Annotated in this window: 25 protein-coding genes and 2 pseudogenes; 8 read left to right on the top strand and 19 right to left on the bottom strand. The window is 72.1% G+C overall.

From position 1 onward, the window contains the following. Positions 1-58 precede the first annotated feature (58 nt). On the bottom strand, positions 59-190 hold the full coding sequence (locus ACFHWS_RS27165; RefSeq protein ID WP_416569427.1) for a hypothetical protein: 132 nt from the start codon (positions 188-190) through the stop codon (positions 59-61). Between the two features lie 172 nt (positions 191-362). Between ACFHWS_RS27165 and ACFHWS_RS27160 the strand changes: the two genes are divergently transcribed. Both ACFHWS_RS27160 and ACFHWS_RS27155 read left to right on the top strand, forming a co-directional pair. Continuing rightward, positions 363-821: an endonuclease domain-containing protein gene (locus tag ACFHWS_RS27160; RefSeq protein ID WP_416555845.1), complete on the top strand. Its 459-nt coding sequence runs from the start codon at positions 363-365 to the stop codon at positions 819-821. Positions 822-868: 47 nt separating this feature from the next. Beyond that, on the top strand, positions 869-1,015 hold the full coding sequence (locus tag ACFHWS_RS27155; RefSeq protein WP_416555846.1) for a hypothetical protein: 147 nt from the start codon (positions 869-871) through the stop codon (positions 1,013-1,015). Positions 1,016-1,129: 114 nt separating this feature from the next. Here the strand turns inward: ACFHWS_RS27155 and ACFHWS_RS27150 are convergent, their stop codons facing one another. The 3 genes from ACFHWS_RS27150 to ACFHWS_RS27140 all read right to left on the bottom strand — a co-directional run bounded on the left by ACFHWS_RS27150 (position 1,130) and on the right by ACFHWS_RS27140 (position 3,052). Then, a complete protein-coding gene (locus ACFHWS_RS27150) occupies positions 1,130-1,915 on the bottom strand; it encodes a class I SAM-dependent methyltransferase (protein ID WP_416555876.1) in 786 nt (261 codons plus the stop codon). Between the two features lie 64 nt (positions 1,916-1,979). Beyond that, positions 1,980-2,270, bottom strand: coding sequence for a hypothetical protein (locus ACFHWS_RS27145; protein ID WP_416555877.1), 291 nt, complete (start codon positions 2,268-2,270; stop codon positions 1,980-1,982). Between the two features lie 23 nt (positions 2,271-2,293). Continuing rightward, positions 2,294-3,052, bottom strand: coding sequence for a MerR family transcriptional regulator (locus ACFHWS_RS27140; RefSeq protein WP_416555847.1), 759 nt, complete (start codon positions 3,050-3,052; stop codon positions 2,294-2,296). 86 nt (positions 3,053-3,138) lie between these two features. On the opposite strand from ACFHWS_RS27140, the gene ACFHWS_RS27135 reads away from it, so the two are divergent. Beyond that, on the top strand, positions 3,139-3,609 hold the full coding sequence (locus ACFHWS_RS27135; protein ID WP_416569426.1) for a DUF6194 family protein: 471 nt from the start codon (positions 3,139-3,141) through the stop codon (positions 3,607-3,609). Between the two features lie 19 nt (positions 3,610-3,628). Here the strand turns inward: ACFHWS_RS27135 and ACFHWS_RS27130 are convergent, their stop codons facing one another. Beyond that, entirely contained in the window at positions 3,629-4,795 is a 1,167-nt protein-coding gene (locus tag ACFHWS_RS27130; protein ID WP_416569425.1) for an erythromycin esterase family protein, read from the bottom strand. A 58-nt stretch (positions 4,796-4,853) separates the two neighbouring features. On the opposite strand from ACFHWS_RS27130, the gene ACFHWS_RS27125 reads away from it, so the two are divergent. From ACFHWS_RS27125 to ACFHWS_RS27110, 4 genes are all read left to right on the top strand, one after another. After that, positions 4,854-5,603: a MerR family transcriptional regulator gene (locus ACFHWS_RS27125; protein ID WP_416569429.1), complete on the top strand. Its 750-nt coding sequence runs from the start codon at positions 4,854-4,856 to the stop codon at positions 5,601-5,603. Positions 5,604-5,645: 42 nt separating this feature from the next. Beyond that, positions 5,646-6,395: a methyltransferase domain-containing protein gene (locus tag ACFHWS_RS27120; protein ID WP_416555851.1), complete on the top strand. Its 750-nt coding sequence runs from the start codon at positions 5,646-5,648 to the stop codon at positions 6,393-6,395. 133 nt (positions 6,396-6,528) lie between these two features. Further along, positions 6,529-7,308, top strand: a complete 780-nt coding sequence (locus ACFHWS_RS27115) for a Clp protease N-terminal domain-containing protein (RefSeq protein ID WP_416569424.1) — start codon at positions 6,529-6,531, stop codon at positions 7,306-7,308. Between the two features lie 151 nt (positions 7,309-7,459). Further along, positions 7,460-7,693: a tautomerase family protein gene (locus ACFHWS_RS27110; RefSeq protein ID WP_416555853.1), complete on the top strand. Its 234-nt coding sequence runs from the start codon at positions 7,460-7,462 to the stop codon at positions 7,691-7,693. Here ACFHWS_RS27110 and ACFHWS_RS27105 read toward each other — a convergent pair. Beyond that, positions 7,630-8,778, bottom strand: coding sequence for a tetratricopeptide repeat protein (locus ACFHWS_RS27105; RefSeq protein ID WP_416569428.1), 1,149 nt, complete (start codon positions 8,776-8,778; stop codon positions 7,630-7,632). The genes ACFHWS_RS27110 and ACFHWS_RS27105 overlap by 64 nt on opposite strands. Positions 8,779-8,813: 35 nt before the next feature. Further along, the gene (locus ACFHWS_RS27100) at positions 8,814-10,688 is read right to left on the bottom strand and encodes a BTAD domain-containing putative transcriptional regulator (RefSeq protein WP_416569423.1); all 1,875 of its coding nucleotides are present in this window, start codon (positions 10,686-10,688) and stop codon (positions 8,814-8,816) included. Between the two features lie 188 nt (positions 10,689-10,876). Here ACFHWS_RS27100 and ACFHWS_RS27095 point away from each other — a divergent pair, with 188 nt between their 5' ends. After that, on the top strand, positions 10,877-11,425 hold the full coding sequence (locus ACFHWS_RS27095; protein ID WP_416569422.1) for a helix-turn-helix transcriptional regulator: 549 nt from the start codon (positions 10,877-10,879) through the stop codon (positions 11,423-11,425). Positions 11,426-11,437: 12 nt separating this feature from the next. Here the strand turns inward: ACFHWS_RS27095 and ACFHWS_RS27090 are convergent, their stop codons facing one another. The 12 genes and pseudogenes from ACFHWS_RS27090 to ACFHWS_RS27035 form a co-directional block, all read right to left on the bottom strand. Further along, positions 11,438-12,214, bottom strand: coding sequence for an SDR family NAD(P)-dependent oxidoreductase (locus ACFHWS_RS27090; protein ID WP_416555857.1), 777 nt, complete (start codon positions 12,212-12,214; stop codon positions 11,438-11,440). 39 nt (positions 12,215-12,253) lie between these two features. After that, entirely contained in the window at positions 12,254-13,003 is a 750-nt protein-coding gene (locus ACFHWS_RS27085) for an APC family permease (RefSeq protein WP_416569421.1), read from the bottom strand. Between the two features lie 106 nt (positions 13,004-13,109). Next, a pseudogene (locus tag ACFHWS_RS27080) lies at positions 13,110-13,541 on the bottom strand (transketolase); the annotation flags it as partial. Continuing rightward, the gene (locus ACFHWS_RS27075) at positions 13,538-14,359 is read right to left on the bottom strand and encodes a 1-deoxy-D-xylulose-5-phosphate synthase N-terminal domain-containing protein (RefSeq protein ID WP_416555860.1); all 822 of its coding nucleotides are present in this window, start codon (positions 14,357-14,359) and stop codon (positions 13,538-13,540) included. The gene ACFHWS_RS27075 and the pseudogene ACFHWS_RS27080, both read right to left, overlap by 4 nt. Beyond that, complete coding sequence (locus ACFHWS_RS27070; protein WP_416555861.1) at positions 14,356-16,239, bottom strand: M20/M25/M40 family metallo-hydrolase; 1,884 nt, start codon at positions 16,237-16,239, stop codon at positions 14,356-14,358. The genes ACFHWS_RS27075 and ACFHWS_RS27070 overlap by 4 nt, the downstream gene beginning before the upstream one ends. Next, entirely contained in the window at positions 16,236-17,276 is a 1,041-nt protein-coding gene (gene argC / locus ACFHWS_RS27065; protein ID WP_416555862.1) for an N-acetyl-gamma-glutamyl-phosphate reductase, read from the bottom strand. The genes ACFHWS_RS27070 and argC overlap by 4 nt, the downstream gene beginning before the upstream one ends. After that, positions 17,269-18,645, bottom strand: coding sequence for a DegT/DnrJ/EryC1/StrS family aminotransferase (locus ACFHWS_RS27060; protein ID WP_416569420.1), 1,377 nt, complete (start codon positions 18,643-18,645; stop codon positions 17,269-17,271). The genes argC and ACFHWS_RS27060 overlap by 8 nt, the downstream gene beginning before the upstream one ends. Next, positions 18,642-19,277, bottom strand: coding sequence for a DegT/DnrJ/EryC1/StrS family aminotransferase (locus ACFHWS_RS27055; RefSeq protein WP_416569419.1), 636 nt, complete (start codon positions 19,275-19,277; stop codon positions 18,642-18,644). Before ACFHWS_RS27055 ends, ACFHWS_RS27060 begins: the two co-directional genes overlap by 4 nt. A gap of 69 nt (positions 19,278-19,346) precedes the next feature. Further along, positions 19,347-20,228, bottom strand: a complete 882-nt coding sequence (locus tag ACFHWS_RS27050) for a RimK family alpha-L-glutamate ligase (protein ID WP_416557651.1) — start codon at positions 20,226-20,228, stop codon at positions 19,347-19,349. Then, a complete protein-coding gene (locus ACFHWS_RS27045; protein ID WP_123601560.1) occupies positions 20,225-20,416 on the bottom strand; it encodes a lysine biosynthesis protein LysW in 192 nt (63 codons plus the stop codon). The genes ACFHWS_RS27050 and ACFHWS_RS27045 overlap by 4 nt, the downstream gene beginning before the upstream one ends. A gap of 167 nt (positions 20,417-20,583) precedes the next feature. Next, positions 20,584-20,817 carry a hypothetical protein gene (locus ACFHWS_RS27040; protein WP_416557652.1) on the bottom strand — a complete coding sequence of 78 codons (234 nt, stop codon included), beginning with the start codon at positions 20,815-20,817 and terminating at the stop codon, positions 20,584-20,586. 10 nt (positions 20,818-20,827) lie between these two features. Beyond that, a pseudogene (locus ACFHWS_RS27035) lies at positions 20,828-21,008 on the bottom strand (hypothetical protein); the annotation flags it as partial.

Below are 21,008 nucleotides of genomic sequence, written 5' to 3'. Positions count from 1 at the left end.
AACCACCTGAGCCGAGTACCGGCACTACACCCAGTCGCGGACCGTTACTCGCAAAGGCTCATTTCTTGAACTTCTCGGCGACTTCACCGGACTCACCGACGAGTCCGAGTACCAGGTGGAGCAGTTCGTTCTTCTTGTCGCGCGGCGCGGCGGTGCGCCCGGCGCCGCGCTGATAGTCGTCCAGGTCCATGGCGGACCAGTATGGCGGTCCAGGCCCACCGGCCCCTCCGGCACCCTGCCACCCAATTATCGAATTACTGTTATCTGCAATCCGATAATTGGAGTCGAGCTGCGGGTGCGGAGAACCGATACACCATAATGACAGTTATGCGGCAACAACACACTACCTGTATGGTGCAGTGGTGGGTGATGACATGGTGTTCTGCCGGAAATGTGGCCAGACGAAGCCACGCACCGCCTTCTACGACCAGCTGCACTCGGCTCTGCCCCGCAGACCATGCAAGGCCTGCATTCTGGCGGACAAACGTGCCCGCTACGCGACCAAGGACGGCGACCGCGTCTCGCACGCGCAGGTCCTGCGTGAGAAGTACAACCTCACCGCGGCGCAGTACGAGCAGATGCTGGCCGACCAGGCAGGGCGGTGCGCGATCTGCGGTCAGTACGAGACAGCGCGTGGCCGGGGCGGTGCGCCACGGCGCCTGGCGGTCGACCACGACCACCGCAGCGGAGTCGTCCGGCAGTTGCTCTGCCACCGCTGCAATCTGGTGACAAGGGCGGTCGAGGAGAACCCCGCCCTGCTGGACAAGGTGCGGGCCTACCTGGAAACGCATACGGAAGCATCAGCCGGTGCCGACCTTTGATGAGTACGTCGCAGCAAGCGGTAGCCAGTGCTGACACCATCGCCGACATGATTGACGGCGAGACCACCGTAAAGGTCTTGCGCATCCGGGACGGTGCCGTGGATCTGCTACCCCGCAACCTGCGCTGCCCCGTCAGCCCTGGTGACCGCGCGGTGCTCCTCGGCAAGGTGGTCTGCGTGTTGCGTCGAAGCTGAGCGTGTCCGCCCGTAGCGAGGGCAGGAGCGCGGGCCACCAGGTCGCGGTGTCGCCGGGGTGAACGGATCGAAGGCGTTTGGATCAGCCGCCAACGAAACGCGCACGGGTGCCACTCAGGTGAGGACGAGCAGGTCCAGGACGTCAACCACGGGTCTGGTCTCACGTTGCGCTGCCTTGCGCAGTCGGGCCAGGCCTGCCGCGTACTCGTCGTCGCCTATCAGTTGCAGAGGGGTGTGTGCCTCGCGGCGCAGTGCCGTCGCGGCCTCGCGTAGTGAGGCCGCGGTTACCTGCGGGACCTGTTCGCGGCCGACGGTGACGAACCCGGCGGCGGTGAAGGCTGCTTCGACGTCGGCCACGCTGGGGTAGGTGTCGAGCACACGGATGGCTTCGGGGAAGTAACGGAACAGGGTGATCGCTTGGTGTCGGCCGGCGAACGCGGAGCGGATCAGCACCGGGCCGCCGGGGCGGACGACGCGGCGTAGTTCTCGGGCTGCACGGTGCAGGTCTGGCACGTGGTGGATGACCGTGGAGATCCAGGCGGCGTCGACGCTGCCGTCGTCGAGCGGGATGCGCTCGGCGTCGCCATGCACGACAGGCTGGTACATCGAGCGGGCGCGCATCGCCTCGGAGGGCTCGACCGCCGTGACCTCGATACGGTCGTACCAGGCGGTGAAGGCTCGCGCCCACATTCCGGTGCCCGAGCCGAGGTCGAGTATTCGCATGCCTGCCTGGGGGCCAAGGTGTCGGGTCACGGCTTCCCGCCAGGCTGAGAGTCCGTCGTCGGTGAGGTGACGGGTCGCCGATCTGACTCGACCCTCCGGTTCCGCAGCCGCGACGAGGTCGAATCGAGCCTGGCCGCCAACGGCTACCGAGTCCTCGACGTGCGGGAGGCACCCGATCGCCCAGGTCGAGAGTTCCTGTTCATCGCCGAACGTTCGACCTGAAGCAAGCCACCCGAACAACCTAAACCTCCTGCCAGCTTTGTTGGCAGGCGACAGCGACAGCAGGACGGCTTGACGCGGCCGAGCCAGTCCGCCAGCCGCCACCAGACGTCACGCTTAGCTTGGCGCTGGCGACGACCTTGTCCGTGGAGCCGCAGGGGTGCCGACATCTGATGTGTCGATCCGTAGGCTTGTGCCCGCCGATCTCGTCCCAGATCCGGGTGAACAGGTCACGGGCGGCCTCCCGTTGACCACGCTGGTGGTGCAGTTGCACCCCGTCGTTGATGCGGGCGAGCGTGGCGTCGACGGTCATCGGCTGCTCCCGGAGTGTCCACGTCATGGCGACACCGATCGTAGTCGGTCGACCGGATCCGACCCGTCGGCTGCCGGGGTGTTGCCCGGGGCGGCGGTGAGCGTAAGCACGGTGGCCAGTGCGGCGGCGGCGTCGAGCAGGGCCCGGGACCGGGTGGTGAGATCGGCGTCGTGGACCGCCAGCGCGGCGGTGATGTCGGCCGACCGCCCTGCGGAGCGCAGTCGCGGCATCAGCGCCCGCAGCGGTGCGACCCGGTAGCCGGCCTGACGCAGCTGGTGCACGACGCGGGCGTCGCGGACCTGGGCCGGGGTGTAGCGGCGCGGTCCGCCCGGTCGGTCGCGGCCGGGCACGACGAGGCCTTCGGCGTGCCAGTGCCGCAGGGTCGACGGGCGTACGCCGAGAGCGGCGGCCAGCTCGGAGATGCTCATCGCGTCGCAGTCGCGTACGTCGTCGAGGGGTTCGGCGGTGATGGCCCGGGCCGCCAGCTGGGCCTGTCGCAGGTCGGCCCGGTCGGTGTGCAGCCGGGCGTGGGCCGCGTCGAGCAGGGCGAGCATCCCGTCGGCTGGGCGGCGGTGGGCGGCCCGGACGATCCTGCGCGCCTGGGCCGGTCCCACCGCCGTGGCCAAAGCCCGGTAGGCCAGCGCCGACCGCAGGTGCAGTTCCGCGAACACCCGGTGGCCGGTGGCGGTACGGTCCGCGGGCGGCAGGACGCCGTCGCGTTCCAGGTTGCGGATCTGCTGAACGCCGTACCCGGCCCGCCGGGCGACGTCGACAGTGCGCATTCGAAGCGAGTGGAGACCTTCCGCCTCGTCTGCCTGATGTCGTGACCGTGAAGTCTCCATAAGCACTGCAATGTAACGCTTGAGGTATGACCCAGGATGAGATCATCGCGTTCGTCGCCGGTCTCGGCGACGTACTGACCCTCAGACCGGCGTCCGGCGACGGCACGCCGCCGATCAGCTGGGGCGACACGTTCTTCTACGTCTCGCCCGACGGCACGGTCCCGACCGGGCGGCAGCCGTTCGCCACGATCGTGACCAAGGACTACCCGGGCGACGCGACATCGCGCCTGGACCGGCCGGAGGTGTTCCGGCTCAACGTCGCCGTCGGACGCGACGATTTCCTGCGGCACGCCGGGCATGAGCCTCGCGGGGCCGCCCCGGCCGGGGTCGATCCCGCCGCTGCCGACACCGTGTTCGCCCATCCCGTGTACGGGGCCGGCGGCTGGCTGGCGGTGGTCGACCCCGGACCGCGCACCGACGCCGTGGTGCGTGATCTGCTGCGCGCGGCACACCGACACGCCGGCGCACACCACCGACGACGAGCCGGCAGGAGTTAGCGGGTGGGCGCGCCGGTGGTCACGCCGGTGTGCCCGGTCGGGGGACGTGGTTGACGAACACGACGCCGTCGATCGTGTCGAGCCGCGCCGGGTCCAGCGGGAAGTAGGCGAAGTCGGGGCTGACCCGGGGTACGGCTGCGGTGAGGGTCCGGGCCAGTCGGCGGGTGTCGACGAGGCAGGTGTCCCACGGCAGGGTGGCGAGGGCACCTTCGACGGTGTCCGGTGGTGGGGTGGCGTCGCCGAGGGTGCCGAGGGCGCAGGCCAGGTGGGCGTACCGGTCACCGAGGCGGGCCGCGGTGATCGCGCCGGCGCTCCACATCCGTAGCTGCTGGTCGCCGAACGACATGACGCTTCGGGTGCGCTGCAGGTGCAGGTTGTGGGCGAACACCAGGGCGGGGCCGTGGTCGGCGACGGCCCGCAGGTTGGCGGCCATCATGGCGTCCCGCAGCGCCGACAGCCGGGCGATCCTGGTCGGGGACGGGTCGGCCATCGCGTGGTGGTAGCGGAGCAGGCCGACGGCGGTACGCCCGTACAGTTCGGCCCGTTCGCGGTCGGCGGGGTCCAGCTGCGGCGCCTGGGTGTCGAGCAGCGCCAGCAGGTCGTCGGTGATCAGCCGGAGCTGCTGGGCGTCGGCGGACCGGCCGATCGACCGGGACGGGTCGGTGACGGTGGCCGGGTCGGACCAGCGGTCGTCCGGGCCGAGCAGCGAGTCGAGGGTGTCCCGGGTGCCGGGCGGCGGGTCGTCGAGCAGGTCGTGCAGGCCGGTGAGTGCCTGGCGTGGGCTGGCCGCCCAGTACTCCAGGGGACCGTCGAAGCCGTGGAACCGTAGTTTGTCGTCGTGGTCGGTGTTGTAGGCCCGCATCCAGCTGACCAGGTCGCGGTTGGCCGGTGAGGTGCCGAACTGGTGGCTGAAGCCGTGACGCATGACGTCGTCGAGGGTGCCGGTGCCGGCCGTGACGTACTCGTCGACGACGAGGCCCATCAGGCAGTCGCTTTCGACGGCGATCGACCGGTAGCCCTCGTGGGTGACGAGGTGCCGGAAGATGTCGTTGCGCAGCTGGCCGAGTTCCTCCACGAAGTGCCGGGCCTCACCGAGGCCGAGCAGCAGGGGGCGGGCGGGCAGCGACCGCAGCAACGCCGAGATGCCCGCGCCGTCGACGGGGCGGGCGGTGTCCGTGATATCCATTCCTTCAACGGTATCGTTGAAACAACGGTGTAAGGTTTGTGTGCGTTCGGCACTGTGGATGCTTCGCCAACCTTCAAACCGTGGGGTAGCTGTGCGGCCGGTGGACCTGGCGCGGGAGCATGGTCTGTCCCCTCAGGCGGTGCGCAACTACGAGCAGGCCGGTGTCCTGCCGGCGGCTGCGCGGACCGCCGCGGGCTACCGGGTCTACACGCCGGTGCACGCGCAGGCGCTGCGGGCGTTCGTCGCGTTGGTCGCCGGGCACGGTCACGCCACGGCGACGGCGATCATGCGGGCGGTGAACCGGGGCGCCGTCGACGAGGCGCTGCGACGTGTCGACGACAGCCACTGCCAGTTGGTCGAGGACCGGCGTACCGTGCAGGCGGTCGAGGTCGCGCTGCGTGATCTGGTGCCGGTCGCGCCCGAGCGCGGCGGGACGTTCATCGGCCCGTTGGCGGCCCGGCTCGGTCTGCGCCCGGCCACCCTGCGTGCGTGGGAGGCCGCCGGTCTGGTCCGGCCGGGCCGGGACCGGCGGACCGGCTACCGGGTCTACGACGCCGACGACGTGCGGGACGTGATGCTGGTCCACCAGCTGCGCCGGGGTGGCCATCTGCTGGCGCAGATCGCGCCGTTGATCACCCAGGTCCGTGCGGTCGGCGGCGTCGCCCCGCTGGAGTCGACGCTGCGTGTCTGGCGGGACCGGCTGTCCGCGCGGGGCCGGGCGATGCTCGCCGGTGCCGCCGAACTGGACGCCTATCTGCGTGTCCGGGTGGCGGCGTCAGCCGGGTCGGCTTCGGGCGGGCCGGACTGATTCTCGGTGGCCGGGTCGCCCGGTGCGGGTCAGACTCGTCCGGTGTCGACGTTCGACGAGCTGATCGCCGAGGCTTCGGCGGTGCCGGTGGCGGGCTGGGACTTCTCCTGGTTCGCCGGCCGGGCCACGGAGCAGCGGCCGTCCTGGGGGTACGCGCGGCTGCTGGGTCGTCAGATGGCCGGTGCCCGGCGGGCGGTGGATTTGCAGACCGGTGGCGGCGAGGTGCTGGCCGGCGTCACGTCGGTGCCGCCGCTGCTGGTGGCGACGGAGGGCTGGCCGCCGAACGTGGCCGTGGCGCGGCGGCGGCTGGCGCCGCTGGGTGTGCATGTCGTGCGCGCCGCGCAGGACGGCGGGCTGCCGTTGCGGTCCGCCTGTTTCGACCTGGTGGTGAGCCGGCATCCGACGGTGGTGGGCTGGTCCGAGGTGGCGCGGGTGCTGGCGTCGGGCGGTTCGTACCTGTCCCAGCAGATCGGCCCGGACTCGGTCGGTGAGCTGCGGGCGGCGTTGGGGGTGTCGGTGCCGCCGCGTGCCGATCAGCGTCCGGACCGGGTGCGGGAGGCGGCGACGGCGGCCGGTCTGGACGTGGTGGACCTGCGGGTGGAGTCGCTGCGGGTGGAGTTCTTCGACATCGCCGCGGTGGTCGTGTTCCTGCGGAAGGTGGTGTGGACGGTGCCGGGTTTCACGGTGGACCGCTACCGGGACCGGTTGGCGGCGCTGCACCGCAGGATCCGCGCCGAGGGGGTGTTCGTGGCGTACTCGCGTCGGGTGCTGGTGCGGGCGTACCGGCGGTGACGTTGGTACGCCCGGGAGTGGGCATTCCGCATCTCGCCAGCCAGACCGACCTCAAGATAACCCCATGTACCCCCACAGGGGTTAGGTGAGGTACGCTCGTTGGGTCCGACCCTGCACCGAGGAGGCGAAAGCCGTGCCGAAGATCAACGTTTATCTGCCGGACGACCTCGCGGACGCGGTCCGCGACACCGGTATCGCGGTGTCGGCGGTGTGTCAGCGGGCACTGGAACAGGCCGTCCGACGGGTCACCGCGATCCGGGCGACGAACCTGGCCGACCTGGACGCCGACCAGTTGGCGGCGCAGCTGCCCCACCTGACCGCCCGTACCCGTGACGTACTGCTTCGGGCCCGGACGCAGGCGCGCTCCGCGCACGCCGCCGAGGTCGGCACCCGGCACCTGCTGGCCGCGCTGCTCGACGAGGGTGACAACCTCGGTGTCCGGGTGCTGCAGACGATCGAGGTGCCGCCGGCGCAGGTCACGGCCCGGTTGGCCGCCGTGGTCGCGACGAGCGGGTCGGCCCCGACGAGTGCCCCGGTGTCGACCCTGCGGTTCACCGGCACCGGAGCGGGCGCGCTCGAGTTGGCCGTCACCGAGGCCACCGCGCTCGGGCACAACTACGTCGGCTGTGAGCATCTGCTGCTCGGGCTGGTCGCCGAGCCGGACGGCACCGCGGGGCGGGTGCTGCGTGAATCCGGTGTCGAGCTGCGGGCGACCCGGCGCGCGGTGGTGGCGGCCCTCGCCGGGTACGCGCATCTGCGTGCCCAGGCGGCGACCGCGTCCGACGGCGGCGTGACCGCGCCGGCCGGGACGGATCCGCTCGCCGCGGTCGCGGCCCTGGTCCGCCGTGAGCTGGCGCCGGTCACCCGACGACTGGAGCAGTTGGAGCGCCGGGTCGGGGCCTCGGCCGGGTAGGACCTGGTCCATCGACGTTCGCGGGCCTGGATGTCCGCGTCGTCGGTGTGGGAACGCGGTGACCGTCGTCGGTGCGGGAACGCAGCGGAACCGGTTCGGGAAGGCGGTCCTGGACGATGACTGCTCCCGAACAGGTCAAAGGAGGTCTTCCATGCCTGTGCTCACCCTCGACTGCCGGCAGGGCAACGACCGCCGGATCCGGGCGACCCTTCGGGCCGAGCTGACCGCTGTGGTCGCCCGGATCACCGGCTGCCCACCGGAGGCGGTGACTGTGGTGATCCGCGACTGCGAACCCGGGTACCAGCGCGGGTCGGCAGCAGGTCAGGTGCGGTTCCCCGACGAGATGCCCAGTTGGTCGAACTCTGCGGCGGCCCGGCCCCGGTAGGCGTCGGCGGCCTCGATGTCTCCGCATGCCCGCAGCGCCGCCGACAGGCCGGCGAGGGCCCGTGCCGTCTCGATCCGGTAGCCGACCCCGGTGGCTATCTCGTGGGCCTCGGTGTGCAGATCAGCTGCCGCGGTGTACCTTCCCTGGCCGAGGTACACCCCGCCGAGGATGTTGCGCACCGTGGCCTGCCGCAGGGGGGCGCGGCTGCCGCCGTCGAGTTCCAGGGCCCGTTGTACGTGCCGCGTGGCCGCGGCGTTCTCGCCCAGTTGATGCCGGACCTGGGCACACAGTGCGTGCACGCGCGACATCTCCGCGGCCGGGCCGGACTCCGCGTTGAGTTCGAGCACCCGGTCCAGGCAGTTGCCGGCCTGCTCGTCCTGGTCCAGCCTGAGGTGGGCGACGGCCAGGTCGGTCAGGGCGAGGGCTTCCATGTCCCAGGCGCCGATCCGGTGGTTCAGCTCGACGGCGCGGCGGGCCGCCTCGGCCGCCTCCCGGTAGCGACCGCAGTGTTCATGCAGGCTGCTGAGGTCGGTCAGTGATTGGGCCTCCGCACGGTGCGCGCCGAGTTCGTGCTTGAGTTCGATGGAACGCCGCAGGTGTGCCCGCGCCTCGTCGTAGCGGCCCAGCGTGGCGAGCAGCAGTCCGAGCATTCCGGTGCTTTCCGCTTCCCCTGTTCTGTCGTCGAGGGCCACGGCGAGGTCCAGGCTCTCCTCGGTCGCCGTGAGGCCGTCCCGGAGTCGGCCCAGCCGCCAGGCCGCGGCCGCCATGTCGGACAGACCGCGCGCCAGCAGTGACTGGTCGTGCAGGGCGCGGGCACACTCGACGCCCAGGGTCGCGATGCGGTGGAACTCCTCGAACCGGCCGCGGGCGTCGAGTGCGAGGACGGCGTTGTGGGCCAGGTCCGCTGCCTGCCGGTACTGGCGGGCGTCGCGGGCGTGCTCGGCCACCTGGGCCAGGTTGTCCGACTCGCGGCTGAGCCACGCCCGAGCGGTGTGGCCGCTGGTCAGCACGGGCAGGGACAGCGGTGATGCGGGGCCGGGCTGCTGCGCGGGTCGGCGTCCGGGGAAGGCCAGGTCGCAGGCCATGTCGGACGCCGCGTGGTAGTAGTCGGCCAGGCGGGTCAGCGCGTCGTCGTCCTTGGCGCCCGGCGGGTCGTTGCGGGAACGCAGCCAGAGTGCGAAGCTGCGCACCAGGTCGTGGAACGCGTACCGGCTGGTCTCGTGCTGCTGGAGAAGGTGGGTGTCCAGCAGGTGCTCGAGGATGTCTTCGGCCGGTGCCGGATCGGTGCCGAGCAGCGCGGCGGCCGAGTACCTGTCCATCTCGGTGCCCGGGTGCTGGCCCAGCAGGAGGAACGCGGCCCGGTTCGCTTCGTCGAGCGCGTCGTAGGACAGGGTGAGCGTGGCCGTGACGCTCCGCTCGCCGGCCCGGAGTGCCGGGTCTCGTCGCGCAGGAGGTCGACCAGGTACCGCACCGTCCAGCGGGGGCGGTTGCGCAGCCGGGCACCGGCGATCCGCAGCGCCAGTGGCAGATGACCGCAGAGTTCAGCGAGTTCGGCGACGGCGCCCGGCTCCTGTCCGGCGCGCTCGGCACCCAGCATCGTGGTGAGCATGGCGGTGCTGTCGGCGGGGGGCATGACAGCCAGCGAGATCCACTCGGCGCCGTCGAGTTCCACGAGCCGGGTGCGGCTGGTGACGATGACCAGCGTGTCGGCGGAGCCCGGCAGCAGCGGCAGGACCTGCCCGCTGCCGGCGGCGTTGTCGAGCAGCAGCAGAAGGCGGTGGCGCACGACCGTGCTGCGCCACATCACGAGCCGGCCGGGCATGTCGTCGGGAATCTGTGTGCCGGGGACCTCGAGCATCCGCAGTAGCATCCCGGCGACCGTTCCGGGCTGCAGCGGCTGTTCGCCGGGGGTGTGTCCACGCAGGTCCACGTACAGGTGGGCGTCCGGGAAGTTGTCGGCGAGCTGGTGTGCCACCCGTACCGCGAGGGACGTCTTGCCACTGCCGCCCATGCCGTCGACGGCGACGATGCGAGGACTCCAGCCGGGTCCGCGCGGGGGACCGTCGCGGTGCCCCGTATCGGGTTGGCTCCGGTGGCCGGCCAGTTGGTCGAGTTCCGCCTTGCGGCCGGTGAAGTCCGGCAGGTCGTACGGCAGCGTGCAGCGGTGCGGTGCGGGCGCCGTGGGCGTTGCGGTGCCCTGGGCGCTGTGTGGTGCCGTAGGTGCCAAGGCCAGGTCGGGGCTGCTGCGCAGCACCGCCGTGTGCAGGGTGGCCAGCCGTTCGCCCGGGTCGATGCCCAGCTCGTCGGCGAGCAGCCTGCGGGCCCGGTCGTACTCCAGCAGCGACTCGGCCGGTCGGCCGCTGCGGTACAGCGCCAGCATCAGCTGGGCGCGAAGCGCTTCCTGCAGGGGGTACGCGTTGACCAGGTCGCGCAGGTCGCCGACCAGTTCGGTGCTCTCTCCCATCCTCAGGCGTAGCTCGAAGTAGCGTTCGACGGCGGCGAGCCGGCGTTCCTCCAGCGCCGCGGAGGCCGCGGCGATCACCGCACCACCGGCGCCGGCCAGGACCGGTCCGCGCCACAGCGTGAGCGCCACCCGCAGCGCGTCGACGGCCTGACCGGCGTTGCCGGCGGCTTCCTCCTGCTGCGACTGCCGGATCAGGTCGGCGAACTCGGTCGCGTCGAGTTGGTGCTGTCCGGGAACGATTCGGTATCCGGGCCCGGACGTGGCGATCAGCTGCGGGCCGTCCGGGAGCCGACGGCGCAGCCCCGCGACCGCCTTACGGATCTGGTGCGCCGCCGTGGTGGGGCAGTCCTCGCCCCACACCGCCTCGACGAGGTTGGTCACCGGCACCAGCTGGCCCGGGGCGAGCAGCAGGCAGACGAGGACCCGCTCCGGTACCAGTCCACCGAGGGCCAACGGACGTCCCCGCTGTGTGCGGCATTCGAGCGGGCCGAGGATGTTGAACCGGACCGGACCCTCAGCTGTATCCGTCACCGTGCCACTCCCGTCTGCAGCGCCACGGCGAACATGTGCCGGAAAGATCATGACAAATACGTGTCAAGCGTCGCCGGGCTGCCGGTTCGGGTCATGATCCCCGAGTCCAAATTGTACGGTAACCGGGCGGGACGGCGGGGGTAGCGGGCGACGCGAGACTGGAGGCGCTATCGAGGAGTTCAGGAGCGATGATGAGATTCGTGCTGGAGAGGGAGTTTCGCGGCGGGACCGTACCATCCGGCGTGGAGCGGGGGCATCGATCCTACTGGCGTCGCATGTCGGACGAGGGCGTCCTGCTGTACGCGGGAAGCTGGACGGACGCCCAGGGTGACACGCTGCTGCTCGACGTGCCGGACGCCGAGGCCCTGCGTACCGTGTTGGCCGGGGACCCGTACGTGCGTGGCGGTGTGGTGGCCGGGACCCGGACGCGCCGGCTGGGCGATCTGCTGCCGGCCCGGACCCCGCACCACCGCCGCCCGCATCCGGTGCACGTCGAGAGGGCCCGCCCGGGTGACGCCGGTCGGCTGACCCCGCACGAACTGCGGGTCGCCCGGATGATGCTCGACGGGCTCACCAACCGGCAGATGGCCGACCGGCTGGGCATGTCGCAGCGGGCGGTGGAACAGCACATCACCCGCATCTACCGCAAGCTGTCCATCAGCCGGCGCGCGCAGTTGGCGGTCGCGCTGCACGGCGAGCCCGGCCCGTCACCCCGCGCCAGCGCGGCGGCGGGGTGACGGGCCGGGACGTCACAGCAGCGACCGTCCCGCGCCGCCGTCGACCGGCAGCACCACGCCGGTGGTGCTGCCGGCCAGGGTCGACGCCAGGTACGCCGCCGCCGCGCCGATCTCGTCCGGCTCGGCGAGCCGGCCGAGGGGGATGTCCGCGCTCAGGGCGGCGAGACCGCCGTCGAGCTGCTCGGCCCAGGCCTGCAACGTCGGTGTCCGGGTCATGCCCGGCGCGATGACGTTCACGGTGACCGACCCCTCGCCGGCCTCGGCGAGCTCCTGCACCAGCGACTTGGCGTAGCCGAGGACGGCTGGGCGCACCGTGTTGGACAGGGCGAGCCCGGCGATGGGCTGACGGGCGGCGAGTGAGGTGATGAACAGAATCCGACCGTAGCCCGCGGCGCGCATGTGCGGCAGCGCCGTACGGGTCAACGTGACGGCGGAGAGCAGGTTCAGCTCCAGCGCTGCCCGGTAGTCGGCGACGTCGAACCGCTCGGCGCCGCCCTCGGGTGGGCTGCCGGCGTTGGCGACCACCACGTGCGGTCCGCCGTATGTGGCGGCGACCTCGGCGACCCAGGAGCGGACGGCGGCGTGGTCGGTGACGTCCAGGGCCATACCGTGCACGGCGCCGTGCGCCTGCTGCGTCAGCAGGCGCACGGCCTCGTCCAGCCGGTCCGGGTCACGTCCGCAGATCGACACGGTCGCGCCTTCGGCGGCGAGCCGGCGGGCCACCGCCAGCCCGATCCCGCTCGTCGCGGCGGCGACCATGGCGGTACGGCCGTTCAGTCCCAGATCCACTCGGTTCTCCTTCCGGCTGCGCCGGTCTCATCTGCATGGTCAGGTGCTCTGACCGGCCATCTCGGCACCGGCCGGATCCGAACCGGCCGGAGCGGGTGCGGTGCCGGACGCGGCGGACCGCGGTCCGCCGAGCCGGCGGGCGCCGACGACGGCGGCGACGCCCAGCAGGAACGGCACCAGCAGCGCGACGCCGCTGAACAGCAGCACCACGCTCATCACGGCGGCGGCCAGGACCGCGCCCCACCAGACCGCGGTGCCGCGCGGCAGGAGCCGGACGCCGGCCACCAGGCCCGCGACCGTCACCGCGATGAAACAGGCCGACGCGGCGAGCATCACCGTGGCCAGCGTGGCTCCGGTGGCCAGCGCGACCACGCACACCAGCGCGCTGAGCGCGAACAGCAGGGCCAGGCTGCGGCGCGGTACCTCGCCGGGCTGGTGCCCGCGGGCCAGAGCGGACGGCAGCGCGCCGTCGCGGGCCAGGGCGGCACCCAACCGGGAGGCGCCGGCCAGGTAGGCGTTCATCGTGCCGAACGTCAGCAGCATCGCCATCACCGCGGTGATCATCGAGGCGGTCGAGCCGAGCCCGTGGTGCAGCAACTGCGTCAGCGGGGCCTCGGAGCCGGCCAGGCGCGGGCCGAGCACCAGCACACAGGTCAACGCCAGGCCGAGGTAGAGGACCCCGACCACCACCAGCGTCGTCGCGGTCACCCGGGGCAGGTCCCGACGGGGGTCGCGGAACTCGCCGGAGAGATGGGTGACCGCCTCCCAGCCGGCGAAGCTGAAGAACAACAGACACGACCGGCGGCTCGTCGCCGGTGAAGGGCAGACTCTCCGGGGCGGCGTTGCGGCCGGTCCGGATGTAGTGCGGGGTGCCGGTGCGCGTCGCGCGCCGGACGACGGCCCGCATCTCACGTTCGCCGTACGGGGCCGCCACGGTGATCCCCGGCATGGCGCAGAGCACCGCGATGTCCTCGAGGCAGTGGTGGGTGGTGCCGAACCAGGCGCCGGAGACACCCGCGTACGGGGCGACCACGGTGATGCCGGCACCGTAGTAGCCCATCGCGAGCTTGATGCTCTCGGCGGCCCGCAGCGCGGCGAACGGCGCGAACGTGGACACGAACGGCTGGTAGCCGGCGGCGGCCAGTCCCGCCGCCATGTCGATCATGGCGCCTTCGGCGATACCGACGTTGAAGAACCGGTCCGGGAAGGCCTGCGCGAACGGGTGGCCACGACCGCCGAGGTCGGCCTCCAGGCACACGATACGTTCGTTCTCGGCGGCGAGGCGGGTCAGTTCGTCGCGGTACGCGGCGCGGCCGGGCAGTGTCATCGCACCAGCTCCTTCCAGGTGGCGGCCCGGGCCGCGTCGATCGTCACGTAGTGGGCGGCGGCCTTGCCCTCGATCGGCTTGAGCCCTTTGCCCTTGACCGTGTGGGCGACGACGGCCAGCGGACGCCCGGTGCTCGGGCGCTGCGGGGTGAACACCTGCCGCAGCGCGTCGAGGTCGTGCCCGTCCACCTCGCAGGTGTCGAATCCGAACGCGGCGAACCGGTCGGCCAGCCGGGGCAGCGGTGAGATCGCCGCCACCAGCCCGTCGTTCTGGCCGCCGTTGCGGTCGACCACCACGATCAGGTTGCCGACCTGTTGGGCGGCCGCCACCTGGCAGGACTCCCAGATCAGGCCCTCCTGCAGTTCGCCGTCACCGGCGACGGCGATGGCGAGCCCGTCGGCCCGGTCGAGCCGACGGCTGAGCGCCCAGCCCAACGCATACGGCACGCCGTGGCCGAGGCTGCCGGTGGGGAACCGTACCCCCGGCACGGCGTGCCCGGGGTGGCCGGTGAAGTGGGCGTCGGCGGCGCCGTAGTGCGGCACCGGGTCGTCCGGGAGCAGGCCGCTGACGTGCAACGCCGCGTACAGGCCGGCGGCGGCGTGGCCTTTGCTGAGCACCACCTCGGTGCCGTCGTCGGCGCTGATCTTCCGGTCGAGGGCGGCGATGAGGATGTCCAGCACGGACAGGCTGCCGCCGAGGTGGCAGCCGGTCGGGGACGCCGCCATGTCGATCACCATCCGGCGGGCGGCGCGGGACCGCTGCGCCAGGTCGTCGGCGCCGGGCCGGACCGGCGCGGCCGGGCAGAGCGTCACGGTCACCGGGCACCTCCGGGTCGCTGTTCGCCCTCGGCCGTGCTGAGGGCGAAGAACGCGGTCACCGCCTCGTCCAGCACGGCTCGGGCCCGTCGGTACTCGGCGGCGTCGATGTGTTCGTCGCAGGTGTGGTCGAGGGTGGAGTCACCCGGACCGTAGGCCACCATCGGGACGTCCCGCCACGTGGTGGCAAGTGTGTTCATATCGGAGGTTCCCTTCTTGAGCAAGAACCTGGGCCGGTTGCCGCCCCGGGCGATGGCGCGGCCGAACACCTTGGCCAGGGTGCTGGTGCGGGAACCGGCGTACCCGGGGGTGGCCCGCAGGAACTCGATCCGGACCCCGTCGCCGGCGGCCTCGCCGGCGGCGGCGCGCAGGGCGTCCAGGTCGGCGCCCGGCGGCACCCGGAAGTTGAGGATCGCCGTCGCGTACTGGCTGGCGGCGTCGGCGTCGCAGCGGAGATCGATGACCGCGCTGAGCGCCTCGTCGGCCTCCTTGACCACCGCGGTACGGATCCGTTCCAGCGCCCCGGCGAGCCGGTCGGGGGCGGACACCGCCTGGAATCCCGCCGAGTGGCCACTGGGCACGGCGGCGGTCACCCGCAGTTTGAACAGGCCGAAGTAGCCCAGTGTCAGGGCGCCGGAGCCGCTCGGCTCGCCGACCACGACCGCGTCCGCCGGGTAGTGGTCGCGGACGTGGAACGCGCCCCGCGACGAGGACACCTCCTCCTCGACGGCGCCGACGACGCGTAGGCGCCAGCCGTCGGGGACGTCGGTGCCCGCCAGGACGTCCAGGAACGCGGTCAGCGAGGCCTTCGCGTCCACCGTGCCGCGTCCGTGCAGGACCGCCGGGTCCTCGCCGGTCCAGCGCACCGGCCAGGTGAACGGCACGGTGTCGAGATGGCCGAGCAGCAGCAGCGTCCGGGGTCCGTCGCCGCGCTCGGCGACCAGGTTGCCCACCTCGTCGACCCGGGCGGTCAGGCCCCGGTCGCGGCACCAGCCGGCCAGGTAGGTGGCCAGTTCGTGCTCGTCGTGGGAGACCGACGGGATCTGCGCGGCGTGGCTGAGCAGGCGCAGGTCTGCGGCGGGTTCTTCGGTGGCCCAGAAACGGGTCCAGCCGCGGTCGTCGGCCATCGTGTGTGGTCCGGTGATGGCCACGTGTGCGGTGCCGCGCAGCGCCAGTTCCGCGGCGCGGACCTTCTGCCGCATCCGCCCGGAGGCGTACCGGCCGCAGTCGCCGGCGACCGCGTCGCGGACGGTCGAGGTCGGATCGGCCGGGTCGCTCAACAGCCCCGGGGTGCCGGTGACCAGCCGCAGGTGGTCGGCGTCGAGCGCGTTGGCGAGGGTCGCGGCCAGCACGTCGGCGTCGACGTTGAGTTCGGCGCCACCGGCGGCGTCACGGACCGGAGGGCTCAGACACACCACGTCGTACGCGTCGAGCAGCGCGGTGAGCCGCACCGCGTCGACTCCGGACACGGTGCCCGCCCGGTGGTCGTGGACGATCTTGGGTCGGCCGTCGTGGACCACCCGCAGCGGCCGGTTGACGGTGCCGGTGACCAGCGCCGCGTCGGCGGCGACGCAGGCGTGCACCGCGAGGCCGTGCGCCGCCAGGCCCGCCTCCACCGCCGGCAGGGTGATCTGCCGGTAGGCGGCGACGATGTGCGGCATCTCCGTCGGCGGGCAGTACCGGACGGTGTCGCCGTTGCCGAGGGTGAGCTGCGGCATGTCCCGGCCGGTCGAGCGGTAGTACCGCTCGATGCCCTCGGCCCCGCCGGCCACCATGAGTATCCGGGCACCGCGCGCCCGGATCGCCGCGATCTCGGCGAAGACGCCGGGGTGCAGCAGGGTGCTGCTGCCGATCTTGATGACGTACAGCGACCGGCGGCTCATGGCGTCACCGCCGTGAACGGCAGGGCCAGGGACTGCTCGAAGCCGTAGAGCAGGTTCAGCGTCTGCACGGCCTGGCCGGACGCACCCTTGAGCAGGTTGTCCAGCGCGGCGACCGCGACGTACTCGTCGTCGCGGACGCTCACCGCGACCTCCGCGACGTTGCTGCCCACCACGCTCTTGAGCATCGGGAAGTCCCCCGGGCTCTTCGGCGCGGTGCGTGCCCGCACGAACGGGGTCCGGGCGTACGCCGTGCCGTAGGCCCGTTTGACCTGCAGCGCGGACACGCCGGGACGCAGCCGCCCGTATGCGGTGACCACGATGCCGCGGGCCACGTCGAGGCTGTAGGTGGAGAACTGCAGCCGCGGTGGCTCGTCGGCGACCGCGCCGAGCGCCTGGGCGATCTCCGGCGCGTGCCGATGGCCGTACGGCTTGTGGACCCGGAAGTTGCCGATCCGGTCGGCGGGGTGTTCGCTGGACCGGCTGCCGCTGCCACTGGCGCCGGTCTTGGCGTCCACGACGACGTCGCCGACGGTCAGCCCGGCGGCGACCAGCGGCCGCAGGGCGTACAAGGTGGTGACGGCCATGCAGCCGGGCAGGTTGATGAACCGGTCATCGACCGACGGTTCGTCGAACTCCGGGACGACGTACCGGAACGGTTCGGTCCACGCCTGCGACTCGGGGTAGTGCGCGGCGGATTGGGCGGGATCGGCGAGGCGGAAGTCCCCGGCCAGGTTGATCACCCGCTGGGCCCGTTCGGCCAGCTTGGGCATCTGGGCGGGCAGGGCGCCGCCCGGCATGCAGCCGAACGCCACGTCAACCTCGTCGACCGCGTCGACGGGCTGGAACCGCAGCCCGGCCGCGCGGGGATGGTTACGTACCCCGGCGAGCACCGACGTGATCGGCCGGCCGGTGTACCGTTCGCTGGACAGGTAGGTCAGTTCCACGTGCGGGTGGTCCAGCAGCAGCCGGACCAGTTCGGCGCCGGTGTAACCGCTGGCGCCCAGGACCGCGACCCGCACCGCGCTGCGCTCAGCCAAGGCGGGCCGCCTTCTCGTAGGGCCGCCGGTACTCACGCTCGGCGACGAGTTTGCGGATGGCGTCGGGGCGGGCCGCGACCTTCCGGTACTCACGCTCGGCGACGAGTTTGCGGATGGCGTCGGGGCGGGCCGCGACCTTGCGGAACGCGTCGGCGTACCGGATCACCCGCTCGTACTCGACCGGCGAGCGCAGCTCCCGGCAGAGCACGACGGTGCTCTCCAGCATCGACACGACGTTCGGGAAGTCGGTCGGTTCGTGGTCGCGGACCGCGCCCGGGTTCAGCGTGAACGGGTACCCGTTGCCGAACCCGTCACGGTGCCGGAACGGCAGGTGGCACGGGATCGGCGTGTTCTGCCACTCGCGGGCCGGTACGCCCTCGGCGGTGAGCAGCTCGTGCACCGCCTCCTTGACCGCCCACACGGGCAGGTCGTCGAGGCCGACCGCGGCCGGGGCGAGCCCGACGCGGTACATGTTGTAGGCGTGGGTGTGCCCGTCGGGCACGTAGGGGGCGGTGAACAGGCCGGTCTCGCCGAGCGCGCCGGCCAGCAGCGCGGCGTTGCGGGCCCGGACCGCGTCGTAGTACGGCAGCCGGTTGAGCTGGCTGGCCCCGAACGCCGCCGCCACCCAGGACATCCGGTAGTCGATGCCGGTGCGCTCCAGGAACTCCGTCGCCCGGGCGTAGGCGGCGTCGGAGCCGAAGAACGCGATGCCGCCCTCGCCGCCCAGCGGGAAGTTCTTGTCCGCCATCAGGCTCTGTCCGGCGGCGTCACCGAGCGAACCGCACATTCGTTCGCCGATCCGCGCCGAGTGCGCGTGCGACGCGTCCTCGACCAGGGCCAGGCCGTGCCGCTGGCACACCTGGCGCAGCGCCGCCACGTCGGCGGGCAGGCCGTGCACGTGCACGGGCATGATCGCCCGGGTCCGTCCGGTGACCGCCGCCTCGGCGGCCTGCGGTGACATGCAGTACGTGCGCGGGTCGATGTCGACGAACACGGGTACGGCCTTCGCGGCGACGACGGCCTGCGCGGTGGCGATGAACGTGAACGCAGGCACGATGACCTCGTCGCCGGGCTGCACCCCGGCGCCGATCAGCGCCAGATGCAGGCTGGAGGTGCCACTCGCGGTCGGCAGCGCGTGCCGGGCACCGACGTAGTCGCGGTAGTCGCCGGCGAAGTCCGCGACGACCTTGTCCGGGTCGTTGCGCTGTGCCAGCAGCATGGTGAACACGTCCTCCTTGGTGATCACCGGGAAGACGGTGCGGCGTTGCCCGGACGCGATCATCGCCGGGCCGCCGAACTGGGCGAGTTCGGCGTCGACGTCCCGCTGGTCGGGCAGCGGCAGCGGGGCCGACGGGAAGTCAGTGATCATCGCTGGGTACCTCCGGTCACTGCGGGCGTACGGGTACCGGCCTGCATCAGCGCCATCCGGACGCAGGCGGCGACCAGCGGGCTCAGCCGGTAGTTGAACTGGACACCCGGCGCCAGGCCGGGGTCGGCCTCCTGCTGCGTCCACATGGTGCGCAGGTCGAAGGCTCCGAAGATCTTCAGACGCTCGGCGCGGGCCCAGATCCGTTCGTCGTCGGTGAGCATCGCCGCCGCCGGGCCGAAGCCGAGGCCGGTCAGGTCCACGGCCAGCGCCGGCGCGGTGCGCCCGCGCGCGGCCACGGCGAACTCGTCGACGTTGTCGGGGGTCAGGCTGATCAGGTCGAACGCCGGGGTCGGGCCGTCGGTGGCCCGTACCCCGAGCCAGTCGACGAACGAGGCGGCGGCCGGGTCGAGTCCGGGCAGTACGGCCGCGTCGCCGTGCCCGATGCCCTGCCCGCACAGCGCCGCGTGGATCGCGGCGGTGCGGCTGTTGACCAGGACCGCCCGGGACCGGCCGCTGTGCCTGGTCAACAGCCGTTCCAGTGCCGGTAGTTCCTTGTCGTTCTTTTCGATGCTCATCACCACGCCGGAGGTCAGCACCCGGGTGAGGACGAGCGCGGTGTCGAACCGTTCCATCGGGTCTTCCTTTCTGCGGCCGCCCGCGCCGTCCCGGCGCGGGCGGCCGCCGCAGTAACGAGGTTGAGATCAGGCGGCGAGGGTGAGTCCGGAGCGCGCCACCTCGGTCGCGTACGCCGCGCAGTGGCCGGCCACGTCCACGCCGTGGGTGTCGGAGGAGCGGGCGAACTCGGGGTTCGCGTTGACCTCCAGCACCACCATCGCGCCGGTGACGCGGTCCTCGATCAGGTCCACGCCGTAGAAGCCGGGGCCCAGCGCGGCGACGACGTCGGCACAGAGCCGGCCGATCTCCGCGCAGATCTCCACGCGTTCCACCTGGGCGCCCAGGTGGGTGTTGGTACGCCAGTGTTCGCTGCGCCGCCGGAACGCGACGACCGGACGCTCGCCCACGACGATGACGCGCAGGTCGTGGCCGGGCTTGTCGACGTACCGTTGGACCAGCACGGGGAACAGCTTGCCGGCCGCGTCGGCGGATTCCCGGCCACCGGTCCACGCCTCCAGTTCGCCCTGGTCGCTCAGCCGCACGACGCCCCGGCCCCAGGAGCCGGACGGTGGTTTCACCACCACCGGCCAGCCGAGTTCCGCCACGGCCTGGCGCACCTGGTCGTGGGTGAACGCGTGCCGGGTCGTCGGATGCGCGATGCCGTACCGCTCGAACAGCAGCGCCTGCAGGCCCTTGTCGCCGCAGACCTCGATCGCCGACGCGCTGTTGACGGTGGTGATCCCGGCCCGATCCAGTCGCCGGGCGATGCTCAGCGCCTCGCGATGCGACAGGTTCCTGATCAGCGCGACCCGGGGCGGCTCCTCGCAGCCGGAGAGCACCTCGCCGATGTCGGGTGGCAGTGCCGGGCGGGCGGTCAGGCCCTGCGCGCGCAGGGTGTCCAGGAGCCGCCGTTCCTCCGGGCGCAGCACCGTCACCGACAGCAGAACGTCGGTAGGCGCGCCGCTCATTCGCCCCAGTCCTCCTCCACCTCCGGTGCGATGCAGACCTCGTACACGCCGTCTGCCGCCGCGGTCAGTTCGTGCTCCTGGCCGCAGGCCGAGCACTCGATGATTTCGCCCTTCTCGGCGTCGCCGTCGATGGTGAGCGGGCTGTCGCAGACGAGGCAGACCACAGCTTTGTCGGCGATAACCGGCATGACCTTCTTCCTTTCTGTCCTCGGTCGATGGCTGCTTCCGGGGCGGGCCGTTTCCCGGCTCCCGGGCATCTCCAAGGTAAGAAGGCCGGGTCCGACGGCGCACTACGGAACCACGAAGCGCCTCAATGAACGGGTGGGTTTCCGCCGGCTCCCGCCCGGGGCGCCGGTCAGTCCAGCAGCGCGGCCGTCCAGTCCGCTGCCCGGTCGCCGATGTGCTCGGCGTCGCGGCGCCAGGTCTCGCCGTGGCCGTCGTCCCACAGCCGGGTCCACGGCAGCACGCCGGCGGCCGACTGCTCGGCGAGGAAGTCGTGCATCGACCGGGCCCGGCGGACCAGCAGCGGGACGAGGTCACGGCGCTGGCGTTCGTCGAGGCCGTACGCGTCGACGAGGGTCCTTGACATCCTCGCCGCCCTAAACGGCGGCGATTCCAGCCACGCCGCGCGTGACACGCGCGGCGTTCTGGTGGGTTACCGTTTCACCGCGCGGTGCCGGGACGGGTCTCGGTCCTACCCGCGCTCCACGGTCGTTGAAGTCCGCCTGCCCGGCGGCCTTGATGTTGATCGCGGCGTTGACGTCCCGGTCGTGGTGACCG

It is taken from the genome of Micromonospora sp. LOL_013, assembly GCF_048060315.1.
GTDB lineage: Bacteria > Actinomycetota > Actinomycetes > Mycobacteriales > Micromonosporaceae > Micromonospora_E.
This window is presented reverse-complemented; position numbering and strand designations above follow the sequence as displayed.